Source organism: Mesorhizobium sp. M1A.F.Ca.IN.020.06.1.1 (assembly GCF_004023265.1).
GTDB lineage: Bacteria > Pseudomonadota > Alphaproteobacteria > Rhizobiales > Rhizobiaceae > Mesorhizobium.
Map to the genome: position 1 here is coordinate 1 of NZ_RZSR01000050.1, position 12,632 is coordinate 12,632.

9 protein-coding genes and 3 pseudogenes are annotated in these 12,632 nt (G+C 59.6%); 6 read left to right on the plus strand and 6 right to left on the minus strand.

Going from position 1 to position 12,632, the window contains the following annotated elements; genetic code table 11:
- The first annotated feature begins 133 nt into the window (after positions 1 to 133).
- Positions 134 to 1,399: a pitrilysin family protein gene (locus EOA60_RS04215; protein ID WP_128311092.1), complete on the plus strand. Its 1,266-nt coding sequence runs from the start codon at positions 134 to 136 to the stop codon at positions 1,397 to 1,399.
- Positions 1,400 to 1,814: 415 nt separating this feature from the next.
- Positions 1,815 to 3,290, plus strand: coding sequence for an NAD-dependent succinate-semialdehyde dehydrogenase (locus EOA60_RS04220; RefSeq protein ID WP_128292703.1), 1,476 nt, complete (start codon positions 1,815 to 1,817; stop codon positions 3,288 to 3,290).
- 784 nt (positions 3,291 to 4,074) lie between these two features.
- Here EOA60_RS04220 and EOA60_RS04225 read toward each other — a convergent pair.
- A complete protein-coding gene (locus tag EOA60_RS04225; protein WP_224570032.1) occupies positions 4,075 to 4,590 on the minus strand; it encodes a DUF2285 domain-containing protein in 516 nt (171 codons plus the stop codon).
- A 793-nt stretch (positions 4,591 to 5,383) separates the two neighbouring features.
- Between EOA60_RS04225 and EOA60_RS04230 the strand changes: the two genes are divergently transcribed.
- Together EOA60_RS04230 and EOA60_RS39590 are read left to right on the plus strand one after the other, a co-directional pair.
- On the plus strand, positions 5,384 to 5,839 hold the full coding sequence (locus tag EOA60_RS04230) for a transposase (RefSeq protein ID WP_256748481.1): 456 nt from the start codon (positions 5,384 to 5,386) through the stop codon (positions 5,837 to 5,839).
- An 880-nt stretch (positions 5,840 to 6,719) separates the two neighbouring features.
- Positions 6,720 to 6,848: a hypothetical protein gene (locus tag EOA60_RS39590; protein WP_135907184.1), complete on the plus strand. Its 129-nt coding sequence runs from the start codon at positions 6,720 to 6,722 to the stop codon at positions 6,846 to 6,848.
- On the opposite strand, the gene EOA60_RS04240 is transcribed toward EOA60_RS39590, so the two are convergent.
- The 3 genes and pseudogenes from EOA60_RS04240 to EOA60_RS38740 all read right to left on the minus strand — a co-directional run.
- Positions 6,814 to 7,443 carry a hypothetical protein gene (locus EOA60_RS04240; RefSeq protein WP_095486042.1) on the minus strand — a complete coding sequence of 210 codons (630 nt, stop codon included), beginning with the start codon at positions 7,441 to 7,443 and terminating at the stop codon, positions 6,814 to 6,816. The two genes, EOA60_RS39590 and EOA60_RS04240, sit on opposite strands and share 35 nt — an antisense overlap.
- Positions 7,444 to 7,635: 192 nt before the next feature.
- Positions 7,636 to 7,949: pseudogene (locus EOA60_RS38735) on the minus strand (ATP-binding protein); the annotation flags it as partial.
- A gap of 10 nt (positions 7,950 to 7,959) precedes the next feature.
- Positions 7,960 to 8,493: pseudogene (locus tag EOA60_RS38740) on the minus strand (IS21 family transposase); the annotation flags it as partial.
- A gap of 516 nt (positions 8,494 to 9,009) precedes the next feature.
- Between EOA60_RS38740 and EOA60_RS04255 the strand changes: the two are divergent.
- Complete coding sequence (locus EOA60_RS04255; protein WP_126066776.1) at positions 9,010 to 9,369, plus strand: hypothetical protein; 360 nt, start codon at positions 9,010 to 9,012, stop codon at positions 9,367 to 9,369.
- Positions 9,370 to 9,938: 569 nt separating this feature from the next.
- Here the strand turns inward: EOA60_RS04255 and EOA60_RS04260 are convergent.
- Both EOA60_RS04260 and EOA60_RS04265 read right to left on the minus strand, forming a co-directional pair.
- The gene (locus tag EOA60_RS04260; RefSeq protein WP_063169281.1) at positions 9,939 to 11,255 is read right to left on the minus strand and encodes a HipA domain-containing protein; all 1,317 of its coding nucleotides are present in this window, start codon (positions 11,253 to 11,255) and stop codon (positions 9,939 to 9,941) included.
- Entirely contained in the window at positions 11,245 to 11,544 is a 300-nt protein-coding gene (locus EOA60_RS04265; protein WP_210326673.1) for a helix-turn-helix transcriptional regulator, read from the minus strand. Before EOA60_RS04265 ends, EOA60_RS04260 begins: the two co-directional genes overlap by 11 nt.
- 650 nt (positions 11,545 to 12,194) lie before the next feature.
- Here EOA60_RS04265 and EOA60_RS04275 point away from each other — a divergent pair.
- A pseudogene (locus tag EOA60_RS04275) lies at positions 12,195 to 12,632 on the plus strand (aldehyde dehydrogenase family protein); the annotation flags it as partial.

Here is a 12,632-nt window from a genome sequence, read left to right on the forward strand (position 1 = left end):
GAAGGATGTCGAGGAACGGCCGAATCGCATCCGCAAGGTTACCCCCGAGCAAATCAAAGCAGTTGCCGCCCGCTATCTCGCGTTCGACCGTTCGACCACGGGCTATCTCTTGCCCAAGACGGAGAATCAAGAGATGACGCTCGGCGCTCGGCCCCATGCTGCGATGAACATCCAGGAGGTGAAGTCCGAAAAGGGCATCATCGCCTGGCTGGTGGAGGACCACACAGTGGAAATCGTCAACATCGGCTTTGCCTTCAAGGGCGGCACCAAGCAGGACCCGGTCGGGAAGGAGGGGATGGCCAAACTGATGGCCGGCCTGTTCATCGAAGGCGCTGGCCATTACGACAGCGGTGCCTTCCAGGTGAAGCTCGACCATGCCGGCGCCGAAATGAGTTTGGACGCGCAAAGCGACGACATCTACGGATCGATGTGCATGCTTTCCAAAAAGCAGGACGCGGCGTTCGGCCTGCTTCGGCTCGCGCTGAACGCGCCGCGCTTCGAGCAGGGGCCGATCGATCGCGTCCGCGCCGAGATTGTCTCCCGCATCGTCGGCAGCGAGCGAGACCCTAACGCCATCGCTCAGCGCAAATGGCTGCGCGCGATCTATGGCGCGCATCCTTGTTCAAGGCTGGGAGAAGGCACAAAAGAGAGCCTGCCCGGCATCACGCCGTCCGACCTCCGCGCCTTCCACCAGGCCATTTTCGCTCGCGACGGGCTCCATATTGCCGTGGTGGGTGACATTGACGCGAACACGTTGAGGGAAAGGCTTGACCAGCTGTTTGGTGATTTGCCTGAGCAACAAACCCTCGTCCCCGTCTACGATGTCGCGCCGAAACTCGGTCAACTGGTGGAGGAGAACTACGACCTGCCGCAGACTTCGCTGACGTTGGCCTGGCCTGGCGTGAAGCCTAGCGCGCCGGATTTCTACGCGGCCGTGCTGCTGAACGACATCCTTGGCGGCTCATACTTGACTTCCCGCCTTTACGAGGAGGTACGTCAAAAACGCGGCCTTGCCTATCACGTCAGCTCTGAACTAACCCTTGACTCGCTTCTGGTTACGACAGAGACACGCTCGGACTGCGCTGCCCAAACACTGAGCATCGTGCGAGATGTGGTAAAGCAGATGGCGCAGCAAGGACCGACCGGGGCCGAGCTCAAGGCGTCGAAGAAGCACCTGATCGGCGCCTATGCCATCGACCAACTGGGCTCGACCCGCTCGATTGCAGACCGGCTCCTGGATTTGCAGATTCACAAGGCCGACGTCGACTACAACCAGCGTCGCGCCCGCAGCATCGGTCGGGTGACGCTCAAACAGGTCAAGGCGGCGGCCAAAAAGCTGCTTTCGGCCGAGCCCGCCATTTTGGTGGTCGGCCCGCCGCTGGGCGGCAAGGATGAGTAAAGAAACTCATCTCACCTTCCTTCTTCATCGGGGCTTCTCGTGGGAAGAGCGAATGTGGAGGCCCGTGGGCCAAGCAGATCATGCAGACGCGCGGAGTCGTTTTCGCCGACCTTGCGCGGCATTGGCGGTCCGGCGGCCTCTCGCCGAAATGGCGCTCCTCAGCATGTATGCCGCCTTTTTGCAGAATTCAGTCGCATGCCACCAGCAGGCATGGTGGATGAAGCAAACATCCGACTGCTTAATCCATCAATTGATGAACCGCGGGCACTCAAACTAACGAAACTGCTGTCTTTTCATCGGGCTAGCGTGGTCTACCAGCTGCTTTGCCGAGGCCCTACGACGAACCCACTGGTGCAGAATACACACTGACGGCCTGTCGACCTGGATGTTCGCTGCGTTGAGGAGGAATCCGGTATTGCCCCTGTGCCTGCCGATGATCCGCCGTCTGAAATCCCCGCACCTGTTTGGAGCCATCGACCGCCTGCCGGCACTCGGCAGACCAGTTGGCAATAAGACGTTCGAGGTCGTCAATCCGTCGACCGGCGAAGTTTTGGCAGAGCTTCCCGATATGGGCGTGGAGGAGACACGTGCTGCGGTAGACAAGGCCTATGTTGCGCAGTCGGGATGGGCCGCGTTGACGGCCCGAGAACGTAGCGACGTTCTTTGGCGATGGCATCAGCTGATCATCGACCATGCAGGCGATCTCGCCGCGATTCTGACTGCGGAAATGGGCAAGCCGCTTGCCGAAGCCATTTCAGAGGTATCGCATGCGGCGGCGTATCTGCAATGGTATGCCGAGGAGGCCAATCGCGTCTATGGCGAGACGATCTCGGCACCCTCGACAGACCGCCGAATGCTAGTGATCAAGCAGCCCATCGGCGTTGTTGGCACGATCACGCCATGGAATTTCCCGGCCTCCATGGTGGCGCGCAAAATCTCGCCGGCCTTGGCTGCGGGCTGCACAATCGTGCTCAAGCCCGCTGAACAGACGCCGCTCGTGGCTGGCGCAATGTTCGCCCTCGCCCATCAGGCCGGCTTTCCCGATGGCGTGGTCAACCTGATCTATGCGTCCGAAGGTGATCGCGTGGGCCGTGAACTCTGCACCAATTCCAAGATTCGAAAGATCAGCTTCACCGGTTCGACCGAGGTCGGACGGCTGCTGATGCGTCAGTGCTCTGACCAGATCAAGAAGGTCAGCCTTGAACTCGGCGGCAATGCACCTTTCATCATCTTCGATGATGCCGACATTGACGGTGCTGTTGACGGTGCGGTCCAGGCGAAGTTCCGCAATGCCGGCCAGACCTGCGTTTCCGCGAACCGCATTTACGTCCAATCGAGCGTTCACGATGAGTTCGTCAAGAAATTCGTGGAAAGAATCCGGCACTTGTCGGTTGGCGACGGATTCTATGCCGGAGTGGACATCGGACCGCTCATCGACAAGCATGCTCTGGCCAAGATCGAGTCTCACGTCGCAGATGCCATTGCGAAAGGCGGCACAATACGATGCGGGGGCCAGCGTATCGGCAAGAATGGCACGTTTTTCGAACCCACGGTCCTCACCGAGATTTCCAGCGTCATGGCAGTCGCGCAAGAGGAGACATTCGGGCCGCTCGCGCCGATCATTCGCTTCAACGATGCGGATCAGGTCGTGCGCGAGGCCAATGACACGATATACGGCCTCGCCGCATACTTCTATGCCTCAAACCTGAAGCGGGTCTGGCGTGTGGCAGAGGCTCTGGAATATGGCATGGTTGGCATCAACACGGGACGCATGTCCTCGGAGGCGGCACCGTTTGGCGGGATCAAACAATCCGGCATCGGGCGGGAGGGTTCCCGTCATGGCCTCGAGGACTATCTGGAAATGAAATATCTTTGCATGGGCGGGATTTGAAACCTGCTGCACTGTCTCTCCGCCCCACCGGGGGGCGGCCTGCGGTCAATGCCGCCACCTAATTGGAAGTTCCAAACGCCGTTGACCTGAAACACGGATGCCCGGCAGGAGACTGAGCTCGCTGTCGGGCCGGACATGCCTTGGGAGGGCATAAGTCAGCGCTCCTAGGGCCGATGGGCCACTCAGTTCGTGCGCCTTTTGCCGATTGCGTTGCATGTGCCGTGCCAAGCCAAAAAGCATTGATAAACCGCCGATGGATCAGCTTTTGCCCTGTTGCGCATTCTACATTGTGGGATATGCGACAATGCCCAAGCGGTTGAATCGTCGTGTTGCAGAACCCCAGACGGGTCATGACTGCTATTCTTAGGACAGTGCGCAGCAAGCCGCTACTCGCTGCACTCCAGGCACACCATTTCCATAATCAAGCGGTGGGTGCTATGTTGACCGAGCTGTCGACCAGGGAACGGTGTGAGGCCTCAGATCCCTCCATATTGTTGCACCCGCCGGTCCAACAGGACTGCAGGTCCGGCCTCAAAGGATCTTGGCTGCTATGGCGACATTGCGGTGCACGCCGCTTTCCGACCAATGATGTGCGTCCAGGTCGAGGCCGGCCCTAATGAACCACCGCCTTGGCACCCTCGCCCATCTCATTTCGGCATCGACAAGCTAGACCAGAGCGCACTTGCAAGGCGCCATGCAGTCCTGTCGGCGGGCGAACTGTTGGTGACGGGTACAGCTGCGAGCGAACGTTCATCCACCGACGCACAGCGCGGACTGTCGCTTTTCAAATTAGGAAATCTCTGTAGCCACCATTCATGAGCGCGCGGCCACGCGAGACGGCCCGACGGATGCGGTCGCGCAGATGATCGCGAGGATCCGCCCAGTCGGCATGGACGCGCCGTTGACCGATGAGAACTTCGGCGAGCTCGCGATGAGGTGCTCCGGCGAGCGAACCGTCGAGCGCACGAAGAACGAAGGACAAACGAACGCCGCGCTTTTCCGGCGCAAACAAGCGGGGGGGCAACTGTTGCCCTAGACTGAGAGCATTGAGGCACTCCAGTCCCCTCAGTCGATGCTTTAAAAGCACCGCGGGCCAGATGGCTTGCGTATGCAGGCAAACAGGGTGGAGGATATTCGCGCCCGAGACGGCGAGCTGCAGCGCGTGGTCCGCATTGCGAAGAAGAACATGCTGGCTCTTGTCGGGCGCCAGCAGGACGATTGCACGACAGGGCAATGCCGAGAGTTCGAACGGCGGTGTCGGCGACGAGGCAGGCAACCGTTCCGCAATGACCGGCAGCACATGGACGCACCAGAGCGGACACCAGAATACGACCGAAGCGCGGCCACAAGACTCCGCGAAACAGAACACCCCAGCGTGACAGGTCGCCGGCCGACGCGACCATATCGAGAAAGGATTGGAGAGACCAAGTCTTGCAATGCTGGCGCGCAGCGGTCAGATCGCGCTGGAACGCTGGATTGCGGCGTAAGAACTCCCAAGCCCACTCCCGCAGCGTCAGGCCAGCGGTGTAGTCGTATGATCTTTCATCCCGCCAATCGGCCTGATCCGCGCCAGTCAGGAGATTCATGACTGACATCCCCTGCCCGCGCCTGCGTGCGTCGAAACATTATGCCACTTCGCAAAGCATCGGCGAAGGCAGCAGACGTCGAAGACCCCGTTTCGTTGAAGCGTCAGCCATCGCCACTGTCGGCGACAGAAGATGTGCCCAAATTGCCACCAGACCGTCGAACTGGCACAGCGACGGCCAGCGCGACCTGGAATTGATCCCGTAACGGTCATCGGCTCCTGCGTCGCGATCCAGACGTCCCTTGAAGGCGCAGTAGCGCGGCAGTGGATCGCACGCTGCTTGTCGGCAAGTTGTCGTAGCGGCGGCGCCATAGGCACGGTCATCGGAGGGTCTCCTGCGGCAAGCTTTCGCCATTGGAGGCCAATCTCCCCGCTAGGGCAGCCTGTGCAGTTGCACAGGTGAAGCGGATCAATCAGGGGGAGCCATGGCGGAAACTGGATGATGGCGGCTTGAGGAGAGCGGCGTATCGAGGCGGGTGATGAAGCCTGCCAGTACCTCTCAAGGAGAGTGATACGCCATGAACGAGACTATCAACACATTGTTCGCCTTCGTCAGCCCGACGAAATCGATGATACCCTGACGGATGTACTTCGCAGCGGCGCGCGCAAATTGCTTGCGCATGCGATCGAGATGGAGGCCGAGGCGTATGCCAAGGCGGTCGACTGCCTGACGAAAGATCATATTGCGTCGCTGGCGCTCTACGATTTCCCCGCCCAACACTGGGATCATCTGCGAACGTCCAATCCCATCGAAAGCGTCTTTGCAACCGTTCGCTATCGCACGGTGCGTACCAAGGGCTCGCTATCCTCGAAAACCGCCCAGCTGATGGTCTTCAAGCTGTTGGCCGCGGCCAGGAAGTGGCGACGATTGAAAGGACAAAATCAGTTGCCGAAACTCATCGCAGGTGCCAGGTTCCTGGACGGAATCCAGGTCATCGAAACGAAGCCGCAGAGCGCCGCTTGATCAGCCTCGTCACCCAAATTCCAGCATAGCTCCATCGGAACTGCCAGCCTTCCTTGCCGATCAGGCGCATATCAGCGCTGACGATACCGAGGACGGCGATGGCGGTCACCTCCAGGCCGCCGAGTAACGACCCTCAAAACACCGCACTGGTCGAGGCCAGCCTGAACCGGTATCTTGTGCCTGCCCTCGGGAGTCGCTCTATCCACCATGTGATCGACACCGACATTGCTAACATCACCAAGAAGATCGTCGCCGGGGGTCACCCGCAAGCGGCTAACACGGCCTTCTGGTGTATGCGGGCATTTTTCAACTGGTGTCGCAAACCGCCGCAACGGCTCATCCGCGGTTTCCCCGCGAGGGATTGGAAAATCCGGATCCGGCCCCGATCGTCAAGCGCAAGCGAGTGGTGAACGATGCCGAACTGGCGGCTATATGAACGGGCTGTGAGCCCGAACCGGGCGATATCGGCTATTCGTTCGGCTCCATCGTCAAGCTGCTCATTCTGACCGGACAGAGGCGTACGGAAGTTGCCGCGATGCGTTGGTCCTCAACCTTGAAGCCGGAACATGGAACTATCGGGTGACCGCACGAAGAACGAAGAGCCTACGCTTATTCCGCTGTCCACACTGGCGGTGTCGGTCCCCCAGACGGTACCGAAGACCAATGACACGTTTTTTTCCCTGCGAGGGGCAACGAAAGAAGCCACTTCTCAGGCTACGCGAAGGGCAAGAAGGCTCTAGACGGCAAGGTCAATACTGACGGGGTGGCTTTGGAGAACTGGACCCTTCACGATCTGCGCAGGACGCTCGCGACAAATCTCGGCAGGCGGCAGGTATTGCCACACGTCATCGAGCACATACTGAATCACAAGGCGGCGTCCTTGACAGACATTGGCGAAATCTACAATCTCTATAGCAACGTCAAGGAGAAGCGCGAGGTGTTGCAGATGTGGTCAAATCACATCGAATGGCTGATCAAGCAGGCTGCGGATGACGCTCTGGCGGCGTAGCTGCTGGCATGGGCGGAAGATGCGGCGCAACAATCGTCAGAGCCTCATCGAATTGGAGATCATGCTTGACCAGCAAATGCGCGGCCAATGCTTCGATGGCCGACCAGTGATCGAGTACTAGCCGGGCCGTGCAATCTTCGATCCGCCCCCAATCGGGGCGGCGCGGCATCAGGAACCGCAACTCACCATAGATTCGCTTGGCATCCGCGTAGTCGCTGCTCCCCTCATTCCCATCGGACGCATTCATCGCCATATCGCGCGGGTCCAGATAGCCTTCGAATGCGGATTCTGCAAAAGGACCTGCCAGACACGCAACTATCTCCCGGATCGCATCATCGCGTTCCAAACATCGATCCATATCGTCCTCGAAAATCGGCTTTCGCTTCGAGGTGAATCCTTGCGCTGAATAAAAACCCGCGCCTTCGACAACACCACCGCACTCTCCGTCACCGACGTCGGGGTAAATACTAACACTTGAGAAAGCAGGGAGTTCACGGTCGTCGTCGAACGTCTGACGGTGCAAAACGATGGCGGCCACCGCGTGCCCGGCTTCGTGATGCGCCACAAGCGGCAGATATTGGGAGGCTACATTCATGCGGTGCGGCTCTCAGGTCTAGTTTGCTTTTGCGCATAGGACCGCAATTGTCGTGCCAACTGGGAAAATCGTTTCGGGCAATGCGATCGCTCCGATAGCGTTGCGTCTCCTGTCTGACATTGTTGGGAAGTCGACACGCGCCCGTCGCAATGCGGTCGACCTTCCGCGCGAGTTGGGTGACCCGTGAAGGCGGCCGACCAGGACGATGTTGCGCTGATCGGCGACGAAGGCGCGGCCGGGCGAGATCGCGCATCAGGGGGTGACCGGCGTGTCGGCGAAGTCGAAGTCGTCGATGTCCTTGGCCAGCGGCAACTTGGCGACAGCGAACTGGTATTTGATGGAGCGGGCCTGCTTCTCCGATATCTCGGCCTGCAAGAGATCACCGACAATCCTGGGCGGCTCGTGCCGTCGCTTGATGGCGACGCGCCCATGATCTCGTCATAGGCTCTGCGCATTCCGTAGAGCTTCAGCGCTCCCATCAGTTCCAGTACCTCGGTGCGTTCCATGGCTGTTTGTCCTCCTGAGACTGTCATAGCGGGTGCAGTCGGCGACCGCTCGTGAGCTAGCTTCAGCGCTTGGGGAATGGAAAGGATCGTGCCCGGCGCCGGATCGCGGCTGCGGGCCAGGATGTTGAGGATCACCGGCGCCGACGATGCACCGTGCTCGATGGCTTCCTGACAGGCGGCCTCGACCGCGCTCAATCCGTCGGTCAGCACCCAGGTGAGGATCAACACCATCTGCCGGTCGACGTCATCAACCGCCTTGAGCTGCGCCGCACCTTCTCCATTGCCGACCGCACGACCCAGCCAAGGAACGGCGCGCGCCGTGTGCCAGGGATCGTAGGCGACCTCGTTGCGGCCAAAGGAGCGAACGTGTTCTCCCACGACCACGCCATCCTCTGGCGGATGCGATCCGATCGACATAAGCATGGATCTCGATGGGCCGACCGACGGCACTCGACAGCACCGAGTATTTGTTGTTGTCGAAGCGCACCGTGCAGGTCTTCGACACCGACGGGGGAATGCAATGGAAGCCGTCGAAGCGACCGGCAGCCGCTCCCGCTGCGGCTTGGCCGCATTCGCCGACAGCAGCCGGTCCCGCGTCTCACGCCGAGCTCCCATGCGGGGATAGGGCTGGTGCTTGCGCTCGTAGCGGAACTGCGTCTCCTCAGAACGCAGGACCTTGCGCACCACCTTGCGCGAGATCTTCAGCTCACGGCAGATCGCTTTGATCGACTTCCCCTGGACCAGCGACAGCCGACGTATCTTTGCAATCGTCTCTAAAACCAACATCCAAAACACAAATGCCTCCGATCAAGCCGGAGGCATCTTGATGACCCCATCGTTAAGGGGTCCCGTTTGGACGAAAATCACCCTTTAAACAGGGTCCCCATTCCACGAAAAATCAATGCACTACCTTCCAAAGCTGCGAGAGATCGCCACCGACCGCTTTGAAGGGGCTTTCGGCGGTCTCGTCAGCGAGGTTGTGGCATGAAGAAACATCAATCCACAGCATTGGGCCGAAGCATGCCACGGGCTCATGCCGCGGGAGAGCGGGAAGATATTCTTGAAAGAAGAAGCGGTCTCCGACATCAATACCGACAGGATGGGCAGCTTTCTCACATCACTTGAGGTCGAGCGTGGCAGTTGCGACCCGCAATGCAAGGCTGGCGGCGATGCATGCCTTTGCGCGGTTCCTGATTTCGGAGCACCCCGAATATTAGGATACGCTGCAACTGGTGGTGACACTTCCCTTCAAGAGGGCGCGTGGGTGGCACCTGTCGAATATCTCGATGAGCCCGGAAATCAAGAGCGTCCTGGCGCGTATCGTCCGCCGCACGCCTTCTGGACAGCGGGATTACGCTCTGTTTTCGCTGATGTTCAATACGGATGCACGAGTTCAGGGATCCTGAATCTTCGATTGTGACCTTCGTCTGGTATCGCCCTGTCCCGCCGAGCAAAGCAACGACCGCCCCACACTGCTCACCCGGTTCGGTGTTCCATACTTGCTGCGCACACATGGCTGCGGGCGAAGGAACCACCATGGCGGAAAAAAGCATCCATCATCGCCCTTTGCGGGACACGACGGCCATCCACCTCGTCAAGGCGGGTGTTGACATCGCCACCATCAGTCGATGGCCAGGCCACTCGGGCTGAACTAACGATGCGCTACGCCCAGGCCGGTATCGATATGAAGCGGCAAGCGCTCGAACAAGGCTTCCCCGACGTGATGTCATCGGCAAAAGATCAGACGATCATCGCTTTGATGGCTGGATGTTTGGCTGGCTGCACCGCTTGTAGACGCTCAGTTATGTGGAGTTGTATCGCGGGAAGTCGCGCGTCTTGGGCTTTTGCGGTGTCAGCTCCACATCTCTCCGCAGTGCACGTTGTCACTGTTGAAGAGCCGTTTGTTCAATCTTCGTCCTGGCACGGCAAGGGTTGTCGATATTGTGGGCGTCTTGCGCTTGCCGAGCTTGTCCGAAATCCAGCGCCGGATCAGGCGTGAACACTGTTGCGTAGTTCGTCAGCCAGAGCGCGGAGAACGTCGGCGCTTCCTTCCAGCGCCGTAAAAGCGTAGGGATTGAGGAACTGTCGGCCCCAGAACAGATTGCGATCTGTGCCGGATAGCGTAGCTTCCTCGCTGACACGCGGCCAATTCTCCGCAATGCATCGGAGCTGGCCTTCAACAATCGCAAGAGCTTCCGGCGCGCTGAGCAGGAAGTGATGCGCCGCTTCAAGGCAGGACGCTATCCGGCTCATGCGGTTATTGCCGCTGATGAGCATGGCCTGGCTGGCCTCCTGGCCACTGCGGGCCTGCGGACAAATATCGTACGCAGGCGTGAGGGTGAGCTTAGCGCCGTCCCAGAATGCCGCATGGTTGCGGGCATGATCGTCGGTGTTGCCGCAAAGTATGTTGAAGACAATGCGGCTGAACAACTCGCGCAGAGTTTCCGACGGCGCGGTGAATCGGTGGCGAATGATCTCCGCCAAATCCTGGTAGCTGGCGTAACGCGCCATCATCTCATCGAGCGCGAGCATCGTCAGCGCTGAGACCATGGATTTGCGTTGCCAGCCGCCCGTGACCTTGATCCGGTCGAATCGCTCGACGAGCAACACGTCGTTGCCTGCGGCGCGAACGAGCGAGACGGATGCCGCTCTGATGCCGCACAAGGCGGCAAGCCGCATGGCTATGAATTCTCCTTTGACGACGCTGTAAAGGTCGGCAGACGAGGAAAATTTCGCGACATGCTTGACGGCGTCACCCTCGATCAGCGCCTTTGGCCTTGCGCCGCCGATCGAGCTGCCGTGATGCAGCGCCTGATCTAATTCGGGGGTGAGCGGAATACCTTTCTCTACCCGCTCCGCCGATTGGACAAGCTCTTCGAGAGTGGCATTGGCCAGTGCGCGCGGCTCGTAATGCATTGGCGAAAACTGAAAATCGAGCGCGCCGATGCGGTCCGAGCCTGATTCCAGCAAGAACGTCAGTTCTGAAATATCGAGCCGCGCGATTTCATCGCCCTTCACACCGAATTTGCGGTTTAGGATAACCCGTCGTCCCCAGGCATCAGGGGCAGCATCGCGGATGCATCCCGGCATGGTTAGGCCAGGAAGCAAAGGCAATTCGCCTGCCTTCAGGGGCAGTTCCGGGAGATAAAGCGGGATCGCGCTTCCCAGTTCACGAAAGCTCCTGCCATAGTTGAAGCTGACGAGTCCGTCATGGGCATATAGCCGCCCGGCGACAACCGGCGCGGTCTCGCCCGGCAGCCAGACCCAGACATAGGCTTCGTCGTACTTGGGGACCTTAGAACTCATCGACGATCTGCTTGCCGGCCTTGTAGACGTGCTTCGGCAGCAGCGCGATGCGATCGTCCATGCGGCCTGTGAGGGCTGTGATGCCATTGCCGTCGGCATCGAACAGCTTCACACCGACAATGGCAGCAGCTTCGAACATCAGTCCGATTTCGACTTTGGGATCGCCCTTCTCGATGCGCTGCAGGGTGCTGCGTGAAACACCGATTCTCTCGGCTAACTCCTGTGCGGTTAACCGGTGCTGCATCCGGCCAAGCCGGATGGTCTTACCGAAAAGGCCAAGCGCTTCCATCGCGTAGCGCGAATAGGTGCGTTTATACGTTGCCTTCATTCGGGTCTCTGTGACCTATGCATGATCCATATCGCCTTCTTTCGAACTTTATATAGGTAATGTCACAGAGCGACTGCCAAAGTCAAGACTCCGTATCGCAAGCGTTACCCATCCGAACGAGGAAGGCGGATATTGCCGACGGCTCCTGCACAACCGGCCAGCTCTGCGCGTCTCGGGCGAGGCGGAGATCTGGCGCTGGATCGCGGACAGCCTTGAGACGCCTCGCATGAGTCATTCATGGGCGGTCCCTGGTGCGGGGCCGCGGCGCTCGACTGCTGGCCGACATTCTCGGCGGCGGGACCCGCATCCGGCTACACCAGCACTTTTCGACCGCATACGCGCCCAGCTTCTCTCCGAAATCATTGCCAATGAGCGCGAACCTCATGCGATCGCCGAGCTGGCCTGGCGGCGCGGAATCTACGCACGCATCCGTATTCGAGACCGCCCAAGGGAGGCTGACTAGCGTAACGCCCTCCGATCTAAGCGCCTTCCACAAAGCCGCTTTCGCACGCGACGGGCTGCATGTGGCGGTCGTAGGCGACATAGATGCCAAGCCCTGAGAGTAAGGCTCTACCAGCTGTTCGGCGATTTGCCTCAGAAACTGGCGCTTGCCGGCGCGAACCAGTGGTATCGCGAGGGCGAGCACGCCGAGCGCTTTTCCTCCGCCCTCCACTGACCACAGACCCGCACGCAACGAAGCCGCGCTCGATCTTATCGTGGCGTGGCTAGGTGCAATGTTTGCTCTCGCCATCAGGCCGGCTTTCCCGATGGCGTGGTCAACCTGATCTATGCGTCCGAAGGTGATCGCGTGGGCCGTGAACTCTGCACCAATTCCAAAGATCAGCTTTACCGGTTCGAACGAGGTCGGACGGCTGCTGATGCGTCAGTGCTCTGACCAGATCAAGAAGGTCAGCCTTGAAACCGGCGGCAATGCACCTTTCATCATCTTCGATGATGCCGACATTGACGGTGCTGTTGACGGTGCGGTCCAGGCGAAGTTCCGCAATGCCGGCCAGACCTGCGTTTCCGCGAACCGCATTTACGTCCAA

Bases quoted from the DNA above. Each gene is read 5' to 3' on its own strand.
- EOA60_RS04240 (WP_095486042.1), bottom strand. From the start codon at position 7,443: ATGAATGTAGCCTCCCAATATCTGCCGCTTGTGGCGCATCACGAAGCC.
- EOA60_RS04260 (WP_063169281.1), bottom strand. From the start codon at position 11,255: ATGAGTTCTAAGGTCCCCAAGTACGACGAAGCCTATGTCTGGGTCTGG.
- EOA60_RS04265 (WP_210326673.1), bottom strand. From the start codon at position 11,544: ATGGAAGCGCTTGGCCTTTTCGGTAAGACCATCCGGCTTGGCCGGATG.
- EOA60_RS04215 (WP_128311092.1), top strand. From the start codon at position 134: ATGACGCTCGGCGCTCGGCCCCATGCTGCGATGAACATCCAGGAGGTG.